This is a genomic window from Povalibacter sp., from assembly GCF_036735925.1.
Taxonomy (GTDB): domain Bacteria; phylum Pseudomonadota; class Gammaproteobacteria; order Steroidobacterales; family Steroidobacteraceae; genus Steroidobacter.
This window is the reverse complement of sequence record NZ_DAINNK010000003.1, coordinates 124,403-149,628: the sequence shown is the minus strand read 5'-3', so window position 1 is coordinate 149,628 and position 25,226 is coordinate 124,403. Positions and strand designations below refer to the sequence as shown.

Below are 25,226 nucleotides of genomic sequence, written 5' to 3'. Positions count from 1 at the left end.
CGCTACCTGACCTTGACCACGTCATCAGGCTTCCAGGTCTGGTCAAAGAATTCTACGCCCGTACCGTAGAGACGCAGCGCCACCAGGAAATTCCTGCCGCTCACGGTCTGGATCCAGTTCGATTCGGGTACTTCTGCAGGCTTCTGCGGTCCGAACCAGAGATCGACCGAGCCGTCGCTGTTGGTCGCGACATCGTTGAAGGCATTGATCGACGGCAGCTGCTGCGGTGCCTCGGTCATCGTGCCATCGGTGATGTTGTAGGCCGTAACGGCCCAGAAGAGTTTCGCAGGCGGATTCGGCGGCAGGTGCAGCCTGTACACGTTCGATCCGGTCAGGAAGCTGCCGTTCGCGTCCTTCAGCGTGAACGGATACTTCGAGCCCGCATCGAGCGTGCGCATGACCATCGCGGAGGCCGACGAGAATGCGATCTGGAAATAGCTGGAACGTTGCGTGATGTCGGTGTAGCCCTCCTGCAGCCATTCCGACGTGCCAGACGCCCAGGTGTTCAGATACTGGCGATCCTTGTAATAGCGGTCGCGTCCGTCCGGACGACCGAGCTGCCGCTGCGCCAGGATCATCTTCGGCGCCGTCTCCACCGCCTTCTGCAATAGCTGCGGCTGCTTGCCGGTCGGCTTGAACGGTTGTCCCTTCACGATCCCGATGGAGGCGAGCACGCCGCTCAGTTCCGGATCGATGGCCGATGCCGGTTCGTAGTCGACGAATTCCTTCAGCTTGCTCCAGAAGCTGCTGTCCACCGGATACATCATGTTGATGCGTCTGCCGCTGGCATTCGGGAACTGCATCGGCTTCAAGTCCTTCTCCGCCGCCCACAGCGGATAGACGCGCGTCTGTTCGGCAAGCGCCACGGCAGGTCCCGGATCGGGGCCGTTCGTGCCCTTCTTCATGATGGTGCGGAAAAACAGCAGCACGTTGTAGGTGGATGACTTGAACGCGAAATATCCCTGCGGAATCTCGCCGGTGTAGTCGGGCGGCAGCAGCAGATAGAGTCCGCCGCGCGCCCGATCGGGACCGATGAGACCGACATCGGTGATGGTGCGCTGAAAGAAGTCCGTGAACATGCCGATCACGTTCGGCGGTGCCGCGACCACCAGCGGTCCATCCTTCTTCAGATCCAGGTAGCTCATCGAATAGATCACGTCCGCATTGGGCGTCGGCACCCAGGTGCGGCTGTCCATGCGGTCCTTCCAGATCGGCAGAACGTCATAGCCTTTGCCGAAGACGGCCTCGGAGCCATCGCGCATGCCGATGGTGTTCAGCGCCGGCAGCATGGTCATGTACGCGTGAACGGCGCGCTGATAGAACAACTCGTCGCGCAGCGATTCGGCTTCAGTCTGCGACAGCCAGTTGCCGTTGTTGATCTGCCTGACCAGCGGAGGTGCGTCGGCAGCGACAGCGGCGCCGGTCGCCAGCGTGCCGAGCGCAGCGAGCGTCATGGCGGTCATGGTCATCTGGAATCGGAAGGCCATTTGTGTCTCTCCTGAATAGTCGGCGGATCAATCGATCTTCTTCACGACGGTACTTGCAGCAGTTGCTTTCATTGCAGCGATCTCCATCTGAGCAGCCGAAGACTCGCAGCTTCAGTACAAGTCGCAACGTAAATCCGGCAACAATGCTGATAGGGTTCTGCGACCCACGAGTCCCTGAGGCAGCTATGCTCCGATTGAGCTATCCGGAGTTCGATGGCTTTGCGGATGCATTGCAAGGCGTACAGGGTCGCTACGTACTGCGGGCAAGACAGCAGTTTGACTGGCGTCTGCGCATCCTCGACCTGAAGGGTGTGATCCTGATGGCGGGCCGCGATGGAGCCGCCAATATCTACAGCGGCGCGTCTGCGCCAGGCTGCTTCTGCGTATTCATCCCGCTTCGTGCTCACTCGGCCATCATCGTGAATGGGCAACGATTCGATGGCGAAACGATCGGATGGCTGGCGCCGGGAAAGATGTTTCACATCGGTGCCGACCAGCCGACGAACTGGCTGTCAGTAACGGTTCCGGCGGCCCTCGTGGATTCCTGGCTGACAGCGAACGAGCACGAATGCAAAGCGCGAACCCTCGCCAGCAACTTCAACCGGATCTCCAATACGCCGGTACTCTCCTTGATCCGGCTGGCTCACCGACTGTTCACCGTTGGCGCATGTACGCCCGGCAATCTGGATAGTGAGACTGCGGGCGAGATGGCAAGGCGCGATGTCGTTGACGCGACGCTTCGTACCATTGTCCCCATCGATCGCCCCAAATCAGCGGGACGGTCGGCGGGACGACCTGCGATCGATCGCGCCGGGATCCTGTCCCATGTCCTTGGCATGATCGAGGCGGCAGGCGACGCGGCCATTTATACCGACGACTTGTGTCGCACGATCAGGATCTCCGAGCGCACGCTGCGCAACGTCTTTCATGAGACTTTCGGAATGTCGCCGCACAGGTACCTCACACTGGTACGCCTGAATCGGGCACGCATGGCCATTCGTTCTGCGCAGCCCGGAGAAACGCTGGGCAGGATCTGCACGGATCTCGGCTTCTGGGATTTCGGCCAGTTTGCCCGGCAATACCGGCAAGTATTCGGCCTGCTGCCCTCGCAGGCGCTGGCGGCGCGGCGGGAAATCGTGCCGGCACACTAGCGATCGCGCACGGTGCGGCAGCGATGCATGCGTGTCGTTCCCGGATACTCACCGAACAGTCTGTAATAGTCCTTTGCCATACGACCGGCGTCGCTGAGCCCGAACCGTGCGGCGATCCTGGACACGGTATCCCCTTCATCATCGGAAGCGCGCAGTGCCGTGCGGATGTTGTGCAGCTTGTGCGCTCGAAGAAACTTCTTTGGGCTGGTACCGAACTGCTCGCGAAAGATCGTCCGCAATGTCCGTTCGCTCACGCCGGCAGCCGAACACAGGTCGGAGAGATGAAATGATGCGGCAGGACGGCCTTCGATCAGGGCCACGACGCGGCTGACGACGGCGCTTCGCGAAAACGGATCGCGTCCCGATCGCTGGCTGCGCAGTCGGGCAATGTGCGAAGCGTTGGGAAGAGACCGCTTGCTCACGATGTCGATGCCAACGCCCAATGGGCGGGGACGGACGAGCCTCGCGCCGAACGCGGATCATGGATATGCAAATCTGGCAACAAATGGCGCCCGCTGCATCCATCAGCACAGCGGGGCGTAGCGTCTATCTGGGATACAGCAGCGTGAACACGAATCGCAGACCCCAGTCCGGTCCGCCGTCCGCCGCTTCCACGTAGTACCGCGCACCGCCGCCGATGCTGACGAGCTGATTGCCGAACTTCGTGACCTTGGTGTACATGAGGTTCACCGGCACGGTCCATTGCCCGCGGTCCCAGTCGTAGCTCGATTCGAGATTGATCGTCGCGGTGCGTCCCTGCCCCAGGCCCTTGCTCAGGAACGGCTGCAGGAACGTCGAGTTCACGTCGGCGCGATCGTCGTCGCCGGCGACGGACCAGATGTGATTCACCAGCGCGCCGTACGTCCAGCCGGTTTGGGTCTGCTTCAGCGCGACGGCCGTCGGCCCCAGACCCCACTTCTCCGTGCCCAGCAGATCGTCGGTTGCCGTGGGCAGCAGGAAGGCCGGGCCGACGCCCCAGATCCAGCCGCTCGCCGTGGGCTTCTTCGGCGAGAAGAACAGGCTCTGGGTGATGTCGCCGATGCCTGACTGACTCCCGGCATTGACGACATCGTGCTGATCCACGATCGGCAGGATGGTGCGCGAGATCAGGTTCCAGTCGTCGTTGAGACTGATGGGAATCACGGGCTGCACGTTGAGCAGCCATTTCTCGCCGTCGTTGGCGTAGCCGGTGTCGTAGTTCAGTTGAAGCGGAACGCTGATCAGCGCAGCCACCGGATTGGAGAGCTGCTTCGCCAGTGCGTCGGCGTCCTGTTCCTGCGCACAGGCGATGTGTGGAAGCCACACACCGCAGGCGAGCGTGCCGGCGATGGCGAATGACTTGCGCAACGGGTTGTTCATAGGCTCGATCGATCCTCCCCTTTGACGAAGCGACAACTTCTTGCCGATTGTTCGATGCGCGAGCGTACTTGCCCGCCTCTGACAGTCGCATAGGTAGAACCCGCGTCGCAGCATGAATCCGCGCCGCTAGCATCGTGCGTCTCATTCATCCCGGTAACGCGATATGTCCCTGTGGGCCGCTCTTCTCATTGCAGGATTGTTTGGCTCGGTCGCCGCCAGCCTGCGGTTCGGCTGGCTGGTCGGACGCCGCCGCATGTCCGACGAAGGTCGCGATGCCAACGAGGGTCTGGGCACGGTCGATGGCGCGATCTTCGGATTGATGGGGCTGCTGGTGGCATTCACCTTCACCGGGGCGGCCACGCGCTTCGAGCACCGGCGCGACCTGATCATCGAGGAGGTCAATGCCATCGGCACCGCGTGGCTGCGACTGGATCTGCTGCCGCAAGCCGAGCGCGACGCCTCGCGCGAACTCATGCGGACTTACCTGGACCAGCGAATCGAGTCCTATCGACGCGTCACCGATACCGCAGCGACCGCTGCAGCAATACAGCGGACCCAGAAGCTGCAATCCGATCTCTGGGCGCAACTGCAGAGCGCGATCCGCGCCGCGCCGGCAGTCCCGATTGCGCAGACCGTGATGCCCTCCTTCAACGACATGTTCGACATCGCGTCGACCCGCATTCTCGCGACCGAGCAGCACCCGCCCATGGCGATCTATGCGCTGCTGATGATCCTGGTACTGGTCAGTGCATTTCTCGCCGGCTTCGGCCAGGCGAAGGCGGCGCGGCAGAGCATGCTGCATCTCCTCGGCTTTGCCGCCACCACGACCGTCGCGTTGTACCTGATCCTCGATCTGGAATATCCGCGACTCGGACTGATACGCGTCGACGCCTTCGATCAGGCGATGGTGGATCTGCGCGAGGGCATGCGGTGACTCGATCTGGCCTCTTGCTGTGGGGCCGGCTTGAGCCGGCCAGAAAACAGTCAGGCTAAAGCCTGACCCACAGAAAGCAGCTAGCATCGAGGCCCCTTCACTTCGCCGTGTCTTCATGAACAAGTACAACAAGAATCGCTGCCTTCTCATCGGCGGCTGGTTCGCTCTCGCAGCAGCCATCATGTCGCTGCCGGCCCGCGCCGATGACAAGAGCGACGAGTATCGCGTCACCGTCTTCCCCTCCTACGCCCTGACCGAAGACAAGAAGTGGATCGGTATCGGCTACCTCGGCTACGTCACGAACGACGACGAGCAGTACGACATCACGTACCTCGGCCTCGGCACGATCTGGCGCTTCCGCGAGCGAGCCGAACTGTGGGGCGTCGTGCTGAATGTCCGAACCGACAATGAGGAATCGACCGACATCAACGAATACCGTCCGCTGGTCGGCCTGAAGAACTACTTCACCCGCTCGGGCCGGCTCACGTTCTACAACCTCGCGCGCATGGAGTACCGCATCCAGGATCGCGACGTGGGCGAGGACACGGAGTTCTTCCGTTTCCGCGATCGGCTCGGAACCGAGTTCGCCCTGACGCAGAAGGCGAACGAAGCCGGCGCGTGGTATGGCCTTGCGGACGCAGAAGCGTTCTATCGCTTCGATCGTGACATGTCCGATCTCGCGCGACTGCGGATCGGACTCGGCTATGTGTTCGGCGAACTGGTGCGTGCCGAGCTGATCTATCACATGCAGTTCACGCGCGCTGCAGGCGAGAGCTTCGACTGGACCGACAACATCTGGCGCCTGAATTTCAAGGTCGCGCGACAGCATGGATTGCTGTCGCGGCTGGCGCACGGCGACGACTTCGAGTGAGATGGGTCGGCAAACAGTTACCTACCGCCCATCGCACTCTTTATCTGCGCCTCCACCTTTGTGAGATTGAAAGATCCCGGGGTCTGGCTTGGCGGATAGTCCTTCATCGTGACCAGGAACTTCGCAGCGAGCTGCTGCATGGGCGCGAGCACATACACGCGGTCGAGGAACCAGTCGTTGTAGGTGTTGGCGTTGTGCTGCGCCTTCTCGAACGGATCGCGGCGCAGGTTGAACAGCAGCGGCACCCGCAGTTCGATGAACGGCTCGCGCCAGACACCGAAAGCTTCGCCGCGGTTTTCCAGGAACACGGCCTTCCATGCGTCGTAGCGCATGGCCACGATCTGGCCGTCATCGTTCACATAGATGAACTCGCGCCGCGGCGACTCCGCTGCCTTGCCGGTGAGGTAGTCCAGCTGGTTATAGCCGTCGATGTAGTTCCGATACTTGCGTCCGTTCAGAGAGACGCCCTTGGCGATCTTGTCCTTGATGCCGGCATCGCCGCCGATCGCTGCAAAGGTGGGCAGCCAGTCTTCGTGCGCCACGATGCCCGTCAGGCGCTTGCCTGCCGGAATATGGCCGGGCCAGCGCACGAACGCCGGTACGCGGTAGGCACCTTCCCAGTTGGAATTCTTTTCGCTCCGGAACGGTGTCGTACCTGCATCCGGCCAGGTGTTGTAGTGCGGTCCGTTGTCGGTGGAATACAGCACGATCGTGTTGTTGGCGATGCCCAGGTCATCGAGCAGCTTGAGCAGTTCGCCCACCTGGCCGTCATGCTCGATCATGCCATCGGTGTACTCGTCGTTGCCCTTGTGACGGTGCTCCGCCTTGACGTGCGTGCGGAAATGCATGCGCGTGCCGTTCCACCACGTGAAGAAGGGCTTGCCGCTCTTCACCTGGCGCGTGATGAAATCCTTGGCGGCCGCGATGGTTTCCTCGTCGACCGTCTCCATGCGCTTCCTGGTCAGCGGGCCCGTGTCCTCGATGCGACCGTCGGCATAGGAGTGAATCACGCCGCGCGGCCCGAAGACCTCACGGAATTTCTTGCCGTTGGCCATGATCATGTCCGCCGGATAGTCCTCATTCTCCGGCTCTTCCTCGGCATTGAGGTGGTAGAGGTTGCCGAGGAACTCGTCGAAGCCATTCGCCGTCGGCAGGTGTTCGTCGCGATCGCCCTGGTGATTCTTGCCAAACTGCCCCGTCGCGTAGCCCTGGCTCTTGAGCACGGTCGCCATGGTCACGTCCGTCTTCTGCCAGCCCTCGGCCGCGCCGGGCAGACCCACCTTGGTCATGCCGGTTCGTACCGGGACGTTGCCGCCGATGAAAGCTGCGCGCCCGGCGGTGCAACTCTGCTGTCCATAGTAGTCGGTAAACGAAACGCCTTCCTTCGCGATGCGGTCGATGTTGGGTGTCTCGTAGCCCATCATGCCGCCGTTCGTATGACTGATGTTCCAGGTGCCGATGTCGTCACCCCAGATCACGAGGATGTTGGGCTTCGAACCGGACTGAGCCCACACGGGTAAGGACCACAGGGCCAACGCTGCAACGGTCAGGAAGGATCTAATCGCTCGCATTGAATTGCTCCTGCAGCTTGATGAGTCGCGTCTTCTTTTTTTGCAAGGCGTCAAAGCGCCAGCCAGCGCAATTGTCATTGCACGACACTGGAGATTCAGTACGTAGAAGGGGCACCGTGCTGCGCGAAGATCTTCCTCACACGACTGCGAAAACCGACACCTGCCCAACCTACGTACTGTGCCGGACCAGCGGGCTACGCAGAATGCTGCTGCTGCGTTCACGCGGTAAGTAGTTCGCGCAGGACACGCCGCGCACCCGCAGCTCGTGGAGTAGTGTCTCGCTCCGAGCGTGACTGGCCGGGTCGCAACGAGGTGATCAGTGCAGGCTCAATCGCGTCCAGCCCGCGCCCGGGAAATGCTGCGACCGCAGTCGCATGCACTCGCGCTGGAGCCGCGCATCCTCTTCGATGCCGCCGCCGCCGTGGCGGCGGATCAGCAGCACGATGCAACCCATGGGTCGGACGGCAGCGATCACGCGGTACCCGCGCCGACGACGCCCGCGCCCGAACCGGCGCCGCCGCAACATCTGCTCGTCGTCGATTCGCAGCTTCCCGGTCGTGAGCGTCTCTTCTCCGATCTCGATGCACAGACGCATCTGTTGATCGTGAGGCCGGGCGAGGATGCGCTCGCGGCCATCACCGGCGCCCTCGCCTCGCTCGGCCAGGTTGATTCGATCCAGATTTTCTCGCATGGCAGCGCCGGGCAGTTTTCGCTCGGGAATGCGACGTTCACGAGCGACAGCATTCGCGACATGGGGGCTTCGCTAGAAGCCTGGTGCGGCAATCTGTCGGACGACGCCGACATCCAGCTCTACGGCTGCAATGTCGGCAGCGGCGTCGAAGGTCGTGCACTGGTTGCCGAACTTGCCCGGTGGACCGGTGCCGATGTCGGCGCATCCGATGACAACACCGGCAGCACTTCGCACGGCGGCGACTGGATACTGGAAGTCACCAGCGGTGAGGTCGACAAGGCCCTGGCGCTCGACAGCAGCGTCCTCGCATCGTTCGACGGACTGCTGGCCGCCAACACCAGCCTGTCCGGCGCCGGTGCCGACGTCGATCTCGGCAGCAACTTCACGTTCACCGTGAACTTCCGCAACGATGCCGATCCCGTCGCCTTCGGGCCGTTCGTCGACCTGTTCCTGCCGGCGACCGGTCGCGATGGCGACGACGGCGTCACGTTCGTCTCTGCGAGCTATCTCGGTCAGACGGTCAAATCGTACGTGATGACGTTCGACGCCAACGGCAATGCCACGCATCCGCTCGCCGTCGACAACGCCGGCAATCCTCTGGTCATTCGCGCTGCCGACTACGGCCTGCAGGCCGGTGACCAGTTCGTCGTGCTGCAGCTGCCGTTCGCGAGCGTATCGAAGGATCAGCCGACGATCGCGGTGCAGGTCACGGCGCATCTGAGCGATCTCGCCGACACGACCTACTCCGACTCCGCGCCGAATCTGACGCTGCTGGCGCGCGGCGGTTTCCAGTTCGGCAACGATGCACTGAACAATCCGGCGACGGACCCGAGCCAGGTGGAAGCGGCGACGCATGCCTTCGTCGTGCGACCGACGGTGCTGCAGATCGGCCAGTCGGTCGACGTGACCGAAGGCGAAACGGCGACGGGCCCGAACTATCCGCATCGCGAAACGACGACGGTGAGCACGGCCCCGGGCCAGAGCCTGCAGAACGTCACGATCACGCAGCCGCTGCCGCTGAACATCCAGGTCACGGCGATCACGCCTGGCGCCGCCGGCACGATCACGCAGATCACGCTGTTCGATGGCACCGAGGTCACCGATCCGGCGCTCATCGCGCTGCACATCGCCAGCGACGGCTTCCTCGCCTCGTACACGGTCGAGTACGCCAGCGTGACCGGTTCGGTGTCGTCGACCGTGGATTTCTACGTGCCGCAGTCGGACGCCAACGGCAACGCGGTGATTTCCGCCGCGACCGGTGCGGACGCCACGGTGACGTTCCCGGGCGCGCAGGCCTCGGCGATCTTCACGCCCGCCGATCCGCGCGATGTGCCGGAGGATGTTTCGGTCATCCAGCTCACCGGTCAGCCGGTCAGCTTCACTGCCAGTTCCATCACGCTGCACAAGGAAGTGACCGACGTGATCGACCTGGGCGCGAGCGGCATCGATCCGGGCGACGTGCTGAGCTACGCGGTGAACCTGGAGGTCTCGGATTATTTTGCTTTCGGCTGGACGCGCACCAACCAGGGACAGTTCGTCATCGTCGACGAATTGAGCGATGGGCATACGCTGGTGCCGGGCTCGGCGACGTTCAGTGTCACGCTGAATGGCGAAACCTACAGCGTGCCGCTGGTCGCGACGATGGTCACTCATCCCGACGGCACCACGAGCCTCACCGTCGATATCGCGCAGTCGCTGCGCGACGCCGGTCTGCTCGCGGCATTGCCCGGCGATCTGGCGTTCGATCCGGATCGCAGCAGCGCCACGCGGGCCGTCATTTCCTACAGCGCCATCGTCGATCAGAACTACGACACCGGCTACGACGATCCCGACATCAACGAAGGCGACCCCATCAGCAACCACGCGACGCTGACGGCGAGCGTGGTCGACGATGCGGACAATCTGACCGGCTTCGTCGTCTCGGACGATTCATCGACGAGCACCGTGGTGAAGGCCGGCAGCGTCGACATCGAGATCCTCAGCGTCAATGGCGGCACGCCGCCCGCCAACGGCGAACTGCGGCCCGGCGACCTGGTCGTCTTCCGCATGTCGTACACGCTGACGACCGGCGACTTCGACCAGTTCTCGCTGACGTCGAACCTGCCGCTGCCGCTGTTCGACGTCTCGGGCATCGCCTGGACCCAGGGTTCGGGCGAACGGCAATGGGATTTCGACAGTTCGGATACCAGCCCGCACGACGTGGTGAACGTCACCAGCGCCGCGGGCAATGCCGTCGTGTTCGATTTCGGCAGCGAATCCCATCTGGCGCCGGCGCGCATCGCCGTCGTCTTCACGCTGCGCGTCGGCGATCAGCCGTTTGCGGACCAGCGATCCATCACGGCACAGGCGCAGTCGCGCCAGCTCACCACGATCGACCAGCAGCCGTTCTTCTCGCTCGACGCCGTTGCCATCCAGTCCATCGCCGAGCCGATGCTGCTGATGGCGCATGGCGTGGTTGCAGCCAGCAACGGCACCGTCACCGGCACGACGGGAAGCTGGAATGCGCCGGGCACCACGGGCCGCCAGTTCAGCGGCAACGTCACGGAACTCTCCGCCATCGAGGGATCCGTGACCGGCATCGACGGCGGCGACCGGCTGCGACTGGCCACCGCCATCGAAAACACCGGCGGCGGTGCGGCCTTCGACGTCGCAACCACGGTCACGTTGCCGCCGGGACTCGCCTTCGTCGGCGGCTCGCTCGGCAGCGCCAATGTGCTCATCTATCGCGGCGACGGCACCGCGCTGGTCGCCGGCACGGATTACAGCATCAGCGGCAATGCCATCACGTTCAGCGATGCCGGCAATGCCGGCTCGTTGCTGCCGGGCCGCCCCGGAACCACCGCAGATGCGAACGGCACCAACCTCGTCGTCATCACCTACGACGTGATCGTCGACAACGGCATCCTTGCCGCCCGCACGCTGCAGAGCACGGCGGCGCTGACCCATTACGCCAGCACCGAGGGCGGCACCGACTTTGCGCCCGTCGATCTCACCGACACCGCCGACCAGCAGATCGCGAGCCCCGAAGTACGCAAGGAATTCGCCGGCGGCAGTCTCGACGATGCCGACTCCAGCGCAGCGCACACGCGCGGCGACCAGCTCGTCATCGGCGAACGCATGCTCTACGACGTGATCGTGCGATTGCCGGAAGGATCGACGCAGACACTGCGCCTGCAGGATCTGGTGCCGGACGGCATGCAGCTCGACACGTCGTTCGGCGGCACGGGTTATCAGCTCATCACCTCGAGAGCCGGCAGCACGGCGCTGGTTGCAGACTTCAATGGCTCGGTGTCCGCGAGCCGCACGGCGGGCACCGGCGAGACCGTCGGCGGCGACGTGGCCTTCACCTTCAGCGCGAGTTCCGCCAGCGCGGACAACGACGTCGACAACAATGCCTTCGTGATCCGACTGCAGCTCATCGCGGTCAACGTCGCGGCGAGCCAGAGCGGCACGCTGTGGCAGAACGAGGCCGAGATCATCTTCAGCGATCCGGATGGCGATGTGGCCAACGGCAGCACGCCGCAAGATCGCACGCTGGAACTCACCGGCGGCGGACCGACCATCAACATCGTCGAGCCCACCGTGACGGTGGCACAGAGCATCACCCAGGCCGACGGCAGCGACATCACCATCGGCGTCGATGCAGGCGACGTGATCAACATCGTCATCACGCTGCGCAACACCTCCGGCATCGATGCCTTCGATCTCAGTTTCAGCGACGTGCTGCCGGCGCAGCTCGGCAGCCTGCAGTTCCTGAGCAACAACCCCGGCTTCGAACTGGTCGGCAATGAACTGCGCACCGTCGCCGGCGCGGATGTCGACCTGGCCAACGGCGGTTCCATCACGCTGAGCCTGTCGGGCACCGTACTCGCTCAGGCCGCGGGCCTGCCGAGCTTCGACAATGTCGCGACGGTGCAGTGGACCAGCCTGAACGGTGCGGACACCGGCGAGCGCACCGGCGTCGAGGGCACGCTGAACAGCGGCGTGCTGAACGACTACCGCAGCGCCAACACGGCCAACATACGCGTCAGTCAGGCGGACCGGTTCTCGCGCATCGGCGGCCTGCCGGACACGGTCGGGCCTGCCAGCACGGCCGATCCGCGCGAGAACGTCACGGTCGGCGAAATCATCCGCTATCGCGTGGTCTCGCTGGTGCCGGAAGGCGTGGTCGACAGCGCGAATCTGCAGATCACGCTGGCGGACGGACTGGAGTTCATCAACGACGGCACGATCCGCATCGCCTTCGTCTCGAGCAATCCCATGACCACGACGCTCGGCGATCTGGCGACCGGCCAGCTCATCGTCACGGGCAACGAAGGCACGGAGATGACGGGCTACATCGCCAAGGATCTGTCGGGCCAGGTACCGGCCGCCGTGCTCAATCCCGCCTACATCCACGTCAACGGCAACGTCATCGTCTTCGACTACGGCACGCTCACCAACAGCGATCGCGATGCCGACTTCGAAGGCGTCGTCGTGGAGTTCAACGTGCGCGTCGTCAACGTGGCATCGAACGTCGCGGGCACGGCACTCTCCGCGCAGATCGTCGATCGTTCCGGCACCACGCAGATTGCGTCGCCGCAGACGCTGTACCAGGACATCGTCGAGCCGTCGTTCGGTCCGGTCGACAAGCGAGTGATCTGGTTCGATCCCAATCCGACGGGAACGACCGGTACGGCGCGAGTGTCGGTCTCATTCACGCAGAACTCGAACCTGTCCGCCTTCGATGCACATCTTGAAGACGACATGACCAGCGGCAGCAACTACTCGCTGGTGTCAGTCACGATCGGCAGCAACACCTACACCGCCGCCAACCTGCCGGCGGGCGTGACATTCAGCACCAGCGGACGGATCGTCGTCGATTTCGCCAGCGTCGCGCCCGGCATTGCGATCAGGGTCGTCTATGAAGTCACCGTCCCCAATGCCCTGCAGCTCGCGAGCCGCAACGCGACCCTGACCTGGAGCAGCCTGCCCGAGACGTTCACGACCTGGGGCGGTTCGGCCGTGGGCAGCGACGGTACCGCCGGCGGCGAACGCACCGGCGCCGGGACATCGCCCAACACATATATAAGAAGCGAAGGCGCCGGCCTGGGGATCATCACCGGCCGGCTCTGGGACGATTCCGGCTCGCCCACGGGATCGGCCATGCCCGATGGCCCCGGCCTCGCCGGCCAGACCGTCACACTGACCTGGGCCGGCGCCGACAACAACCTGGGCACCGCCGCCGACAACCTGGTGTTCACGGCCGTCACCACTGCCAGCGGCGACTATGGCTTCGGCGTGCTGCCGGCGGGCACTTACCGCATGGACGCGCCGACGGAGGTCACCTATCCGCAGCCGCTCGGCACCCTGCGCGTGCGCATCGATTCCGGTCCGCCCGCGACCTTCGGCATCGTGAATCTCGGCGTCAGCGAAGGCGGCAGCCAGCGCGGCAACTTCGGCTACGTGCAGCTGAACGACGCGCCGGTCAACACACTGCCGTCCGCGCAGTCGGGCCTGGAAGACGTGCCGCTCGCGCTGGCGCCCTTCGCCATCGCCGACGTCGACGCGGGCAGCGGCATGCTCGACGTCACCTTCGGCGTGCTGCATGGAACGCTGTCGCTCTCCAGCACGCCGGCCGGCGTCACGGTGACAGGTTCCGGCACATCGAGCCTGCGACTGTCGGGCACGCTCACCGCGCTCAATGAAGCACTGGCGAACGTCGTGTATCTCGGCAATGCTAATTTCAACGGCGTCGACACGCTGACGATGACGACGGGCGACCGCGGCAATTTCGGCGATGCCGATGGCGATGGCTTTCCTGCCGAGAATCCCGAAGACCAGCGTATCGATTCGGATGCTCTGACCATCACGCTGGCACCGGTCAACGATCCGCCAGATGCGGTCGACGACGTCAACATCGCCGTCGAGGCCGGCGGCGTCGCGAATGCCACGCCTGGCACGAATCCATCGAGCAGCCTGTTCCTCAACGATACCGACGTCGATATCGCCACCAACGACGACCGGCTGCACGTCGTCAGCGTCGATGGCCCGGTGAATCCGCTGCAGACGGTACCCGTCGACGGCTTCGTCGATGTCGCCGGCCAGTACGGCACGCTGCGCGTGACGTATGGCGGCGGCTACCAGTACTTCGTCGACAACACGCTCGCGGCAGTGCAGGCGTTGCGTACCTCGGGCCAGACGTTGACCGAACAGTTCACGTACGTCATGGCCGATCTCGCCAACGTGCAGGACACGGCGACGCTGACCCTCACACTGCAGGGCGCGAACGATGCACCGGTCGGCGTGGCCGATGCAGGAATCGCCGTGGAAGCCGGCGGTGTCGCGAACGGCACGGGCGGCAGCGATGCCACGGGCTTCGTGCTGACCAACGACCAGGACGTCGATTCGACGGTCAATGGCGAGGCGCTGCGTGTCACCGGCGTGCGCAACGTCGGCATCCTGCTGCCCGGTCCCGTTGTCGCCGTGACCGCGGGCACCACGAGCGCCAATGGCACGTCGATCGCCGGGCTGTACGGCACGCTCACCCTCGGCGCGGACGGCAGCTATCGCTACGTCGTCGACGACGCGAACGCCGACGTGCAGGCGATGGCGACGGGCGACACGCTCATCGACAACTTCAGCTACGAAGTCACGGATGTCGCCGGGCTGCACGATCTCGCCGCGCTGCAGATCACGATCCAGGGCACGCAGGACAATCCCGTCGCCAGCGACGACGTCGCGATTGCGCAGGCCGGCTCTGCGAGCAGCAACGAGAGCAATCCGACGTTCAACGTGATCACGCTGCCGAGCCGGCCGAATCCGCCGGGCAGCAATGGCGTGGATTCCGACGTCGATGCCGTCGACCAGCCGAACAGCGTGCTGCGCGTGAACGGCATCCGCACCGGCATCGAAGGCGCGGGCGGCACGCTCACCACGGTGGTCGACGGCGGGCCGGCGATCGTGCTGGCCGGCAGCTACGGCACGCTGACCATTCAGGCCGACGGCAGTGCGTCATATGACGTCGACAGCGACGACACCGACGTGCAGGCACTGCTCGCAGGCCAGACACTGCAGGATGCGTTCACCTACCAGCTCGCCGACACCGCCGGCCTGACCGATCTCGCGCAGATCACCATCACGATCTACGGCGTCAACGATGTGCCGATCGCCGGCCCCTCGAGCGCCATCGCGATCGAAGCCGGCGGCGTCGACAACGGCAGCGGCGGACAGGACGCCACCGGCGATGCACTCACGCGTACCACGGACCCCGACGGCGATCCGCTCGAAGTGGTTGCGATCCGCACCGGCGTCGCTTCGGGGACGGACGGCATCATCGGGCAACCGCTCGCGGGCACGTATGGTTCGCTGACCATCGCCGCGGACGGCAGCTACACCTATGCGGTGAACAATGCCGATCCGACCGTGCAGGCACTGCGCCGCAGCGGCGATCTGCTGTTCGACACGTTCACGTACACGATCGCCGATCCGGATGGCCAGAGTTCGCAGGCGCAGATCATCATCGTCATCCGCGGCAACGACGACACTCCCGTGGCCGTGGATGACGTGGCGGCCACCGTGGAGGCTGGCGGCGTCAACAACAATCGCCCGGGCACGCCGGCGACCGGCAATGTACTCACCGATCTGACCACGGGCGATACGGACGTCGACGGGCATGGTGAAACGCAGCGCGTGTCGTCGGTGCGCACCGGCAATGAGGCAGCGATCGGCGGTACGGCGGGAACGGTCGGCGTGGAACTGCGGGGTACGTACGGCTGGCTGACGATCGGCACCGACGGCCGCTACAGCTATCGGCTCGATGAAACCATGGCCGCGGTCGAAGCGCTGCGCATGTCGAGCGACACGCTGCAGGATCAGTTCAGCTACACCGTGGCCGATGCGCTCGGAGCCGAGGATCGCGCCACGCTGACCATCAACATCCGCGGCGCCAACGACACGCCCGTCGCCGTCGACGATGCGGCGACGGCGATCGAGGCCGGCGGCATCGGCAACGCGACCGCAGGCAGCAACGCCACGGGCAATGTGCTGGCCAACGACAGCGACGTCGATGGCTTCGGCGAGACGCTGACCGTCATCGGTGTCGAACACGGTGCGCAGGCCGCCCTCACCGGCGTCCCGCTGCAGGCCGCGTATGGCACGCTGACATTGAATGCGGACGGCACATTCACGTACGTCGTCGACAACGCCAATCCGCTGGTCGAGGCATTGCGCACCGCGTCCCAGGCGCTGACGGAAACCTTCCGCTACTCCGTCCGCGACGCCAGCGGCGCACTGCGCACCGCCACGCTGACGATCACCATCGAAGGCCGCGACGACAATCCGGTGGCCGTCAATGACTCCGCCATTGCGGTGGAGTCGGGCGGCACGGCCAACGCGACACCGGGCGTCGATCCTTCCGGCAACGTGCTCGGCAACGACACCGACGTCGATGCAGGCGATCGTCGCGCGGTGATCGGCATTCGCACGGGCGCCGAAACTACCGGCGCGGCGTTCGCAGGCTTCGTCGGCCAGCATGTGATCCAGGGACTGTACGGCGCGCTGACGGTGAATACCGACGGCACCTGGAGCTACCGGCTCGACAACACGCTGCCGGCGGTCGAAGCCCTGCGTCAGGGCGAAGTGCTGCAGGAAGTCTTCACCTACGGCATCCGCGATCTGGCAGGCGCAACCGATGCGGCCGAACTGCGGATCCAGATCCAGGGCGCGTGGGATGCGCCGATCGCCGTCGACGACATCAACAGCATCGCCGCGAACAGTCTCACGCCGGTGTCGGGCAACGTCTTCGCCAACGACACCGACGTCGATCATGACGACACGCTGGTGATCGTGGCCGCGAACTTTGGCGACACGCCGTTGCGACCGGTCAGGCCCGGCACCAACAGCAACACCGGCGGCGTGCTCATCGGCCAGTACGGCACGCTGCAGGGCGGCGCCGATGGAAGCTATCGCTACTACGTGGATGTCGCGAATCCCGCGGTGCTGGCGCTGGGACCCTCGGACTTTCTGGTCGACGACTTCACCTACGCCGCAGCCGATCTCGGCCTGCTCACCGACCGCGCGCAACTGCGCATCACCATCCAGGGCCGCAACGAAGCGCCGCTGCCGACGGCCGACATCGCCACGGCGGCGGAAGCCGGCGGCATCGCCAACGCCAGCGGCGGTGTCGATCCCTCGGGCAACGTGCTGAGCAACGACAGCGATCCCGAAGGCGATCGGATCCCCGTCATCGGCATCAGTTCCGGCAACGCCGGCGCGGCGGGTGTCGTCGGCACGCCGCTGCAGGGTCGATACGGATCGCTGCTCATCGCCGCCGATGGCACGTGGCAGTACACGCTCGACAATGCACTGGCCGAAGTGCAGGCGCTGCGCCTGGCCGGCCAGACACTCCAGGAACGCTTCACGTACACGGTGGCCGACCAGTACGGCGATTTCTCGCTCAGCGAACTGCTGATCAACATCCAGGGCAGCAACGACACGCCCGTCGCGCTGGACGATGCGGCGACTGCCATCGAAGCGGGCGGTGTGGGCAATGCGACGCCGGGCGCCGACGCGGTCGGCAATGTCATGACCAACGACGCCGACGTCGACAGCGCCGCGAACGGCGAGACGTTGCAGGTGCTCGGCGTCGTCGATGCGAGCGGCACGACCGTGCCGGTGGGCCAGGCGCTTGCCGGCAGCTACGGCCAGCTCACGCTGCAGGCCGATGGCAGCTACCGTTACGTCGTCGACAACACCAACGCCGTTGTGCAGGCACTGCGCACGGCGGGCGAAACGATCAGCGAAACCTTCACGTATCGACTGGTCGATGCCGCCGGCGCCACCACCGATGCACATCTGCAGATCACGATCCAGGGAGCGAACGATGCGCCCGTCGCTGCGGATGACAGCAGCACCGCCATCGATCAGCTCCCCGCGCCGCACGCGACCGGCAACGTGCTGCCGAACGACAGCGATGTGGATGCAGGCGACGCATTGAGCGTCGTGGGCATCCGTGCCGGACGCGAGAATGGCAGCGGGGCGACCGGCATCGTCGGACAACCGCTCGCGGGTCAGTACGGCACGCTCGTCCTCCAGGCTGACGGCAGCTACGCCTACACCATCGACCTGACCAATCCCGACGTGCTCGCGGCCGCCGGCCTCGGCCAGGTGCTGCAGGACGTATTCACCTACACGCTCGGCGATCGCGAAGGTGCGGTGGATCTCGCCGAGATCGTGATCCACCTGGACATCTCCGCGCCCTACATTCCGGTGGACGACGACGGCCCGCACTCTCTGCGCAGCGACTGGCTGCGTGGCGGATCGATGCCGGAGCTGAACATCACGCCACGCGTGTTCGTCCACCCCGTCGTGCAACGCGCCGCGCTGTTCGACGAAGTCGCTGCATCGAGATCAGACGGCAGCGACATCCGCTGGACCTTCGACTTCGGCATCCGCAGCCGCTCGCTGCTCGCGCCACTCGACGAAATGCCGGGACAGCACGTGCGCGAGGCGGTCCGCGCCAGCCAGCTGCGCAGCGAGTACGACATGGCGTGGATTCTCGGCCGCCACAGCCGCAGCAATCTCAGTGCCGATGGCCTGTTGCCGGATCCTTCGGTGTTCGCCATCGGCCGCGAAGGGCTGCTCGGAGAACCGCCGCAGGCGGAGCGCACGAGCGAGGTTCGTGCGGCGCCCTCGTTCACTGCCCAGTTGCGAGCCGCCGCCGATAGATTCAGGGAGACGCGATAGATGGGAAAGACACGGCAACGCTGGCTGTCGGTGACGATCGCCGCGACGCTCACGTCCGCGGCCGGCTGCAGCACGATCATGCCGCCGCCCCCCGATCCGGACACGCTGCGCAAGACGCTGGCCGAAGACCAGGGTCGCATGTACGGCGCACAGGAACCCGTGACGGCACCGATCACGTTCTATGACGCCGTCGCGCGTGCGCTGAAATACAACCTCGACTATCGCCTGAAGCTGATGGAAAGCGCGCTGGCCCGCAACCTGCGCGACGTCTCGAACAACGAGATGCTGCCGCAGCTCGTCGCCTCCGCCGGTTATGGCGGACGCAGCAACGATTCCGGCGGCACGTCCATCGGCATCGAGGACCGCCAGGTGAGCCTGCGTCCTTCCACGTCGGAAGAGCGCTATCACCGCGTCGGTGCGCTCGGCTTCAGCTGGAGCGTGCTGGACTTCGGCGTCGCCTACTACCGCGCGCAGCAGAAATCCGACGAAGTGGCGATGGCCGAAGAGCGTCGCCGCAAGGTCGCACAGAACGTGCTGCAGGACGTGCGCAACGCCTACTGGCGCGCCATCGCCGCGCAGCAGCTGCAACCGCAGGTCGACCAACTGCTGGAGCGCACGCGCCGCGCACTGGCGTCGGCGCGCGAAGCGGAAACCCGGGGATTGCTGCCGCGCATGGAAATCCTGTCGTACCAGCGCGCCCTGCTCGACTCCATCTACCTGCTGTCGGTGCGGCGCCAGGACCTGGAATTCGCGCAGGCGGAACTCGCGGCGCTGATGTCGCTGCCGCCGGGTTCGCGGCTGTGGCTCGCCGACGCCGCGCAGCCCGGCCTGCCGCAGCTCAACGACGACGTCGCCAAGCTGGAACAGCTCTCGCTGGAGAACCGCCCCGAAGTGCGCGAGGACTGGTACCAGAAGCGCATCGACCTCAACGACATCCGCATCGCCAAGGCGCATCTGTGGCCGAACATCGGCGTCACCGCCGGCTACGACTACGACGACAACAAGTATCTGTACAACAGCGACTGGACTTCCACGGGCGTACAGGTTTCGCTGAACCTGTTCAACTTCCTGAAGTGGCCGGACGTCTACGCGGCGCAGGACACGCAGACGGCGCTCGCCGATACGCGTCGCGTCGCGCTGTCGATGGCGATCCTCACCCAGACGCGCGTCGGCGCGATCCGCTACCAGCTCGCGCGTCAGGAAGTCGAGTTCGCCGATGAGAGCCTGCGCGTCGACCGGAGCCTGCGCGACTATGCGCGCGCGGCGAAGACCACGTCGCTGGGTACGGAACTGGAGATGATTCGCGCCGAAGGTCGTTACCTGTTGTCGCGCTATGAACGTGAAGCGGCGTACTCCAGTGCGCAGGCCGCATGGGGACGGCTGTACAACTCCATCGGCCTCGACATCCTGCCCGACACGATCGCGAGTCATGACATCGCTACGATCGCGAAGGAGATCGAGGCGACCTTGACGCGGCAGGAGCAACAGGGGTTGCTCGCAGGGAGCGGCAATGTGGCGCGCTGAAGCTCAATTGCGCTTGCGTTCCTGCCCCTTCCCCCGCTTCAGGCAGCCCCCTCCCTGCCCTCCCCCGCAAGCGGAGGAGGGTAAGAACAGAAGCGTCGGAATCTGGTTGATGCTGCTCAGTACCGCGATGCTTTCCTGCGCGCACGCCGACTCCGTGCCGGCAGCCACCGCCGTCGCGAAAGACCCCGGCACGATCCGCGTCCTGCTGGTCGCGCTGCGCGAGACGACGCTGTCGAGCCAGATGAACGGCATGCTGGGCGACATCCGCGTCACGCTCGGCCAGCGCGTCGCGAAGGACGCCGTGCTGGCGCAGATGGACTGTCGCGAACTGAATGCGCGCGTCGACATTGCCGAAGCGGAACTCAAGACCGCGCGCCAGGCGCTGGATGCCAAGCGCAATCTGCAGAAGCTCGACGCGGCGGGCGATATCGAAGTCGCGATGGCCACGGCCGAAGTCGAAAAGGCCCAGGGCGCGCTGACGCTCGCGACGACGCAAAGCAGCTACTGCCGGATCGCTGCGCCCTTCGCGGCGCGCATCGCACGCATCAACGTCAAGCCTTATCAGGCCGTCGCCGCCGGCACGCCGCTGTTCGATCTGGTGAGCGACGGGCCGCTCAAGGTGCGGCTCAATGCGCCCTCCACGTTCCTCGGCAAACTGCAGCCCGGCGCCGCGCTCGACATCAGCATTCACGAAACCGGTCGCAGTTATCCGGCGAAGATCAGCGCCGTCAGTGCACGCATCGACGCGGTGGCGCAGACGGTGGAGCTGGAAGCGCGGCTCGACGGCGAGCATCCGGAGCTGATCGCCGGCATGAGCGGCATTGCACGGTTGAAGTGATGTCTGCCGAAAAAGTCACCCCGCTCGGCGAGCGCCTGCCGCATCCGCAACTGTTGCTGGCCATCGCGACACTGCGCGATCGGGCGCTGGCGGCGGGTACGCGGAATGCGCTGGCATTCTCGATCGCCAACGATCCTTACTCATTGCTGCACTATCGCCAGGCCGTCGTGCTTGCCGTACAGGGTGCGGGGTTCGAACTGCTGTGCATCTCGGGGCTCGCGCGACCCGCCGAGGACACGCCGTACCTGATCTGGCTGCGGCGCGCGAGCACATGGCTGGCATCGCAGTTGCCGGACGGCGAACCTCGCTGGCTGACTCGCGCTGCGTCCGATCTGCCACCCGACATCGCCGATGGCTGGCAGGAATGGTGGCCCGAGGGCGCGTGGTGCGTGCCGCTGCACGATCGCGCGAACCGGCGTCTGGGCCTCGCGCTCTTCCTGCTCGAAGAGGAGCCTCCATCGCATCTGCAGCGGCTGCTCGACGGTGTGCGCACCACCTGGGCGTATTGCTGGTCGGCACTCACGGGAAGTCATCGACGTCGTTGGCGACCGGGCCGACGCACGCTCTGGATCGCGGCGGCTGTCGCGCTTGCAGCGCTGTGCATGCCAGTGCGTCAGACCGTACTCGCGCCCGCGGAAATCGTCTCGCGCGAGGCACAGGTCATCAGTTCGCCGATCAATGGCGTCATCGAACGCATGCTGGTGCGGCCCAACCAGATCGTCGCGATCGACGCACCGCTGTTCGTGCTCGATGAGACGACGTTGCGCAGCCAGGTCGAGGTGCTGGAACGGCAGGTCGCCGTGGCGGAAGCCGAACTCATGGCGGCGAGCCAGCGTTCGTTCGACAGCCCGCAGGCGCAGAGCCAGCTCGCGCTGCTGGCGGCCACGGCTGAACAGCGGCGCGCGGAACTGGCGGGCGTGCAGGCGCAGTTGAAGCGTACGCAGGTGAACTCGCCGCGCGCCGGCGTCGCGGTGTTCAGCGATCCGGATGACTGGCTCGGCAAGCCCGTCACCACCGGCGAGCGCGTACTGCAGATTGCCGATCCGTCGCAGCCGGCGATGCTGATCCATCTCGCCGTGGCCGATGCCATCGCGCTCGAACCCGGCGCACAGGTGACGCTGTATCTCACGGCGTATCCGCTGACGGCAGTCCGCGGAGCAATCCTCGAAACCAGTTATCAGGCGAAGCCGGATGCGAATGGCGTCGTCGCGTATCGACTGCTTGCGAGCGTCGATGGCTTGCCGGCACAGGCGCGACTGGGATTGCACGGCACCGCCAAGCTCTACGGCGAACGCGTCACCCTCGCCTACTACCTGTTCCGTCGTCCGCTGGCCGCGCTGCGTGCCTGGACGGGCTGGTGATGATCGCGGAAGCCGACCAGCCGCTGCCGCCGCTGCGCGAGGACCTGCAGCTCATCGCCGCCGCGAACGGTCGCAACGGCGAACCGTCCTGGGTGATCCAGGACAGCGTGCTCAACCGCTTCTATCGCATCGGCTGGTTCGAATTCGAATGCCTGCTGCGCTGGACGCGCGCGACGGCGCGGCAGGTGTGCGAACAGATCGCGCAGCAGACCGCACTGAAGCCCGACGTCGAACAGATCCTCGGCTTCCGACGCTTCCTGCAGCAGCACCATCTGGTGCGTCCGGATGCCGCCGGCATCGAACGTCTGCAGCAGCAGCACGAGGGCAACCGCTGGCTGAACCTGCGCTGGTGGCTGCACCACTACCTGTTCTTCCGCATTCCGCTGTTGCGGCCGCAGCGCTGGCTGCAGCGGATCGCCGGTCGCCTCGACTGGCTGTTCACGCGCACGACCGCGTTCGTGGTGATCTGTCTGGGCCTGCTCGGCATTGCGCTGGTGCTGCATCAGTGGGACACGTTCACGCACGCGGTGGTCGAGTCCTTCTCCACTGCAGGCCTGCTGAGCTTCGCGGTCGCGCTCATCGTCGCCAAGACCCTTCACGAACTGGGTCATGCCCTCGTTGCGACGCGCATGGGACTCAAGGTCGCGCACATGGGCATCGCGTTCGTGGTGCTCTGGCCGATGCTCTACACCGATACGGGCGAGAGCTGGAAGCTGCGCAGTTCGCGCCAGCGTCTCGCCATCGCCTCCGCTGGCATCCTCAGCGAACTGGCGCTGGCTGGACTGGCGACGCTCGGCTGGGCCATCGCCGAGCCCGGCTTCACACGCAATGCACTGCTGTATCTCGCAACGACGAGCTGGGTGCTGTCGCTGGCGCTCAACGCGAGTCCGTTCATGCGCTTCGACGGCTACTTCATTCTCTCGGACCTGCTCGACTTCCCGAATCTGCACGAACGCTCCTTCGCCCTCGCCCGGGTGTGGTTGCGTCGGTACGTGCTCGGTCTCGACGAGCCGTGGCCGGAACCGTTTCCGCCATCGCAACGCCGCGCACTGATCGCGTTCGCCTTCCTGACCTGGCTGTACCGGCTGGCATTGTTCGTCGGCATCGCCATCGCGGTGTACCTGCTCTTCTTCAAGGCGCTGGGCATCGTGCTGTTCGCAGTCGAGATCGCCTGGTTCGTGGTTCTGCCGGTGTGGCGCGAACTGCGTCAGTGGTGGGAGCGTCGTGCGGCTGTGCGACCGCGACGTCGCTACCTGCTGTGGACCTGTCTCGGCCTCGTCGTGCTGCTGTTGGCGATTCCCTGGCGTTCGCAGGTTCACGGTCCGGGCGTGGCCCGCTCGCAGCAGCAGCTCCGCATCTTCGCGCCGTACGCCGCACGCATCGCCGCCATCCGTCCGATGGGAACCGTTGCCGCGGGCGACACGCTCGCGACGTTCGAAGAACCCGACATCACCGCCCGCATGCACGGCAGCGAAGCGAGCCAGCGCGGCTACGAAGCGCGACTCGCCGGCCTGATCGCCGATCGCGAAGGACTGGACGCGCAGGCTGGCATCCGCGAGCGGCTGCACATGCAGATGGAGGAAACGCGTGCGTCGCGCACGGAGCTGCAACGGCTCACGCTGCAGGCGCCGTTCGCCGGGCAATGGCGCGACGTCGATCATGAACTCGTCCGCGGCCAATGGATCGACACGCAGCAGCCCGTCGGCATGCTGATCGATCCTGATCGCTGGCTCGTCGATGCCTACGTCGAACCGGATGAAGTGCATCGCATCCACGTCGGCAGCGCGGCGCAGTTCTTTGTGGCGGGACGGCCCTCGCCCATCGCAGGTCATGTGCTGGCCGTCGCTTCGACGCGGGCGCGTCAGCTCTCGCATCCCATGCTCGCCGCCCGCAACGGCGGACCGATCCGCACGGCGCAGGACAGCGACATGCTCATGCCGAATCCGCCGCTCTTCCATGTGCTGGTGCAGCTCGAGCATCCGCCCGCCGGCGCGTACGAGATTCGCGGCGATCTGCACATCGAGGGCGATCGTCGCAGCCTGCTTGCGGACGGACTGCGGCACCTGCTGGCGGTATTCGTACGCGAAAGCGGCTTTTGACGAATCGGCGCTTTGACGTCATGACGTCATGTCACTATAGTCCCGCGCATGAGTGAAGCAGCAAAGCGCGCAACCATCTATTTCGAGCCGGAGTTGCATCGCGCCATCAGGCTCAAGGCGGCCGACACGCATCGATCGCTGTCCGACATCGTCAATGACGCGGTCAGAACGGCGTTGCGGGAGGATCAGGAAGATCTGGCCGCGTTCGAAGAGCGGGTCGCCGAACCGACCATCTCTTACGAGGCCTTGCTCAAGGATCTGAAGGCCAATGGCAAGCTATGAGCTGGTATTCAGGAAATCAGTAGCGAAAGATCTGCGGGCTTTTCCCAAAGCAGACGTCAAGCGGATCATGCAACGCATCCGCTCGTTGGCTGACGATCCTCGTCCGCCCGGGTCAGAGAAGCTGTCGGGACAGGATAGGTATCGCGTTCGCCAAGGCACGTATCGCATCGTGTATGAAATCGAGGATCACCGGCTGCTGGTCGTCGTAGTCAGAGTCGGACATCGGCGCGACGTCTATCGCTGATTTCCCCGTCGTCGCCGTCGGCATCCCTCCATCCGCACGGATGGCCGCGCACCTTGCCCCTTTCCCGGATACCGCGGGAACGGCGGGCC

14 protein-coding genes are annotated in these 25,226 nt (G+C 65.0%); 10 read left to right on the top strand and 4 right to left on the bottom strand.

Annotation, left to right across the window (positions count from 1 at the left end; genetic code table 11):
- Positions 1-2 precede the first annotated feature (2 nt).
- The gene (locus V7D81_RS02175) at positions 3-1,487 is read right to left on the bottom strand and encodes a DUF1254 domain-containing protein (RefSeq protein WP_324314162.1); all 1,485 of its coding nucleotides are present in this window, start codon (positions 1,485-1,487) and stop codon (positions 3-5) included.
- Positions 1,488-1,672: 185 nt separating this feature from the next.
- Here V7D81_RS02175 and V7D81_RS02170 point away from each other — a divergent pair, with 185 nt between their 5' ends.
- Entirely contained in the window at positions 1,673-2,638 is a 966-nt protein-coding gene (locus V7D81_RS02170; RefSeq protein ID WP_324314161.1) for an AraC family transcriptional regulator, read from the top strand.
- Here V7D81_RS02170 and V7D81_RS02165 read toward each other — a convergent pair.
- A complete protein-coding gene (locus tag V7D81_RS02165) occupies positions 2,635-3,060 on the bottom strand; it encodes a helix-turn-helix domain-containing protein (RefSeq protein WP_324314159.1) in 426 nt (141 codons plus the stop codon). The two genes, V7D81_RS02170 and V7D81_RS02165, sit on opposite strands and share 4 nt — an antisense overlap.
- A 124-nt stretch (positions 3,061-3,184) precedes the next feature.
- The gene (locus V7D81_RS02160) at positions 3,185-3,997 is read right to left on the bottom strand and encodes a hypothetical protein (RefSeq protein WP_324314158.1); all 813 of its coding nucleotides are present in this window, start codon (positions 3,995-3,997) and stop codon (positions 3,185-3,187) included.
- A gap of 163 nt (positions 3,998-4,160) precedes the next feature.
- On the opposite strand from V7D81_RS02160, the gene V7D81_RS02155 reads away from it, so the two are divergent.
- Entirely contained in the window at positions 4,161-4,931 is a 771-nt protein-coding gene (locus V7D81_RS02155) for a bestrophin-like domain (protein WP_324314157.1), read from the top strand.
- A 115-nt stretch (positions 4,932-5,046) separates the two neighbouring features.
- On the top strand, positions 5,047-5,802 hold the full coding sequence (locus V7D81_RS02150) for a DUF2490 domain-containing protein (protein ID WP_324314155.1): 756 nt from the start codon (positions 5,047-5,049) through the stop codon (positions 5,800-5,802).
- A 17-nt stretch (positions 5,803-5,819) separates the two neighbouring features.
- On the opposite strand, the gene V7D81_RS02145 is transcribed toward V7D81_RS02150, so the two are convergent.
- Positions 5,820-7,373 (bottom strand): arylsulfatase, encoded by a 1,554-nt coding sequence (locus tag V7D81_RS02145; protein ID WP_324314154.1) that lies wholly within the window; start codon positions 7,371-7,373, stop codon positions 5,820-5,822.
- 319 nt (positions 7,374-7,692) lie between these two features.
- Between V7D81_RS02145 and V7D81_RS02140 the strand changes: the two genes are divergently transcribed.
- The 7 genes from V7D81_RS02140 to V7D81_RS23175 all read left to right on the top strand — a co-directional run bounded on the left by V7D81_RS02140 (position 7,693) and on the right by V7D81_RS23175 (position 25,137).
- Positions 7,693-18,789 (top strand): VCBS domain-containing protein, encoded by an 11,097-nt coding sequence (locus V7D81_RS02140; RefSeq protein ID WP_324314153.1) that lies wholly within the window; start codon positions 7,693-7,695, stop codon positions 18,787-18,789.
- Positions 18,790-20,313: a TolC family protein gene (locus V7D81_RS02135; protein ID WP_324314152.1), complete on the top strand. Its 1,524-nt coding sequence runs from the start codon at positions 18,790-18,792 to the stop codon at positions 20,311-20,313. It abuts the gene before it with no gap.
- Between the two features lie 109 nt (positions 20,314-20,422).
- Positions 20,423-21,151 carry an efflux RND transporter periplasmic adaptor subunit gene (locus V7D81_RS02130; protein WP_324314150.1) on the top strand — a complete coding sequence of 243 codons (729 nt, stop codon included), beginning with the start codon at positions 20,423-20,425 and terminating at the stop codon, positions 21,149-21,151.
- On the top strand, positions 21,151-22,512 hold the full coding sequence (locus V7D81_RS02125; protein ID WP_324314148.1) for an efflux RND transporter periplasmic adaptor subunit: 1,362 nt from the start codon (positions 21,151-21,153) through the stop codon (positions 22,510-22,512). Before V7D81_RS02130 ends, V7D81_RS02125 begins: the two co-directional genes overlap by 1 nt.
- Positions 22,512-24,611, top strand: coding sequence for an HlyD family efflux transporter periplasmic adaptor subunit (locus tag V7D81_RS02120; RefSeq protein WP_324314147.1), 2,100 nt, complete (start codon positions 22,512-22,514; stop codon positions 24,609-24,611). The genes V7D81_RS02125 and V7D81_RS02120 overlap by 1 nt, the downstream gene beginning before the upstream one ends.
- Positions 24,612-24,659: 48 nt before the next feature.
- Positions 24,660-24,893, top strand: coding sequence for a hypothetical protein (locus V7D81_RS02115; RefSeq protein WP_324314145.1), 234 nt, complete (start codon positions 24,660-24,662; stop codon positions 24,891-24,893).
- Positions 24,880-25,137, top strand: a complete 258-nt coding sequence (locus V7D81_RS23175) for a type II toxin-antitoxin system RelE family toxin (protein ID WP_349257590.1) — start codon at positions 24,880-24,882, stop codon at positions 25,135-25,137. The genes V7D81_RS02115 and V7D81_RS23175 overlap by 14 nt, the downstream gene beginning before the upstream one ends.
- The last annotated feature ends 89 nt before the right edge of the window (positions 25,138-25,226 follow it).

Bases quoted from the DNA above. Each gene is read 5' to 3' on its own strand.
- V7D81_RS23175 (WP_349257590.1), top strand. From the start codon at position 24,880: ATGGCAAGCTATGAGCTGGTATTCAGGAAATCAGTAGCGAAAGATCTG.
- V7D81_RS02150 (WP_324314155.1), top strand. From the start codon at position 5,047: ATGAACAAGTACAACAAGAATCGCTGCCTTCTCATCGGCGGCTGGTTC.
- V7D81_RS02175 (WP_324314162.1), bottom strand. From the start codon at position 1,487: ATGGCCTTCCGATTCCAGATGACCATGACCGCCATGACGCTCGCTGCG.
- V7D81_RS02145 (WP_324314154.1), bottom strand. From the start codon at position 7,373: ATGCGAGCGATTAGATCCTTCCTGACCGTTGCAGCGTTGGCCCTGTGG.
- V7D81_RS02135 (WP_324314152.1), top strand. From the start codon at position 18,790: ATGGGAAAGACACGGCAACGCTGGCTGTCGGTGACGATCGCCGCGACG.
- V7D81_RS02115 (WP_324314145.1), top strand. From the start codon at position 24,660: ATGAGTGAAGCAGCAAAGCGCGCAACCATCTATTTCGAGCCGGAGTTG.
- V7D81_RS02130 (WP_324314150.1), top strand. From the start codon at position 20,423: ATGCTGCTCAGTACCGCGATGCTTTCCTGCGCGCACGCCGACTCCGTG.
- V7D81_RS02155 (WP_324314157.1), top strand. From the start codon at position 4,161: ATGTCCCTGTGGGCCGCTCTTCTCATTGCAGGATTGTTTGGCTCGGTC.
- V7D81_RS02170 (WP_324314161.1), top strand. From the start codon at position 1,673: ATGCTCCGATTGAGCTATCCGGAGTTCGATGGCTTTGCGGATGCATTG.
- V7D81_RS02120 (WP_324314147.1), top strand. From the start codon at position 22,512: ATGATCGCGGAAGCCGACCAGCCGCTGCCGCCGCTGCGCGAGGACCTG.
- V7D81_RS02125 (WP_324314148.1), top strand. From the start codon at position 21,151: ATGTCTGCCGAAAAAGTCACCCCGCTCGGCGAGCGCCTGCCGCATCCG.
- V7D81_RS02160 (WP_324314158.1), bottom strand. From the start codon at position 3,997: ATGAACAACCCGTTGCGCAAGTCATTCGCCATCGCCGGCACGCTCGCC.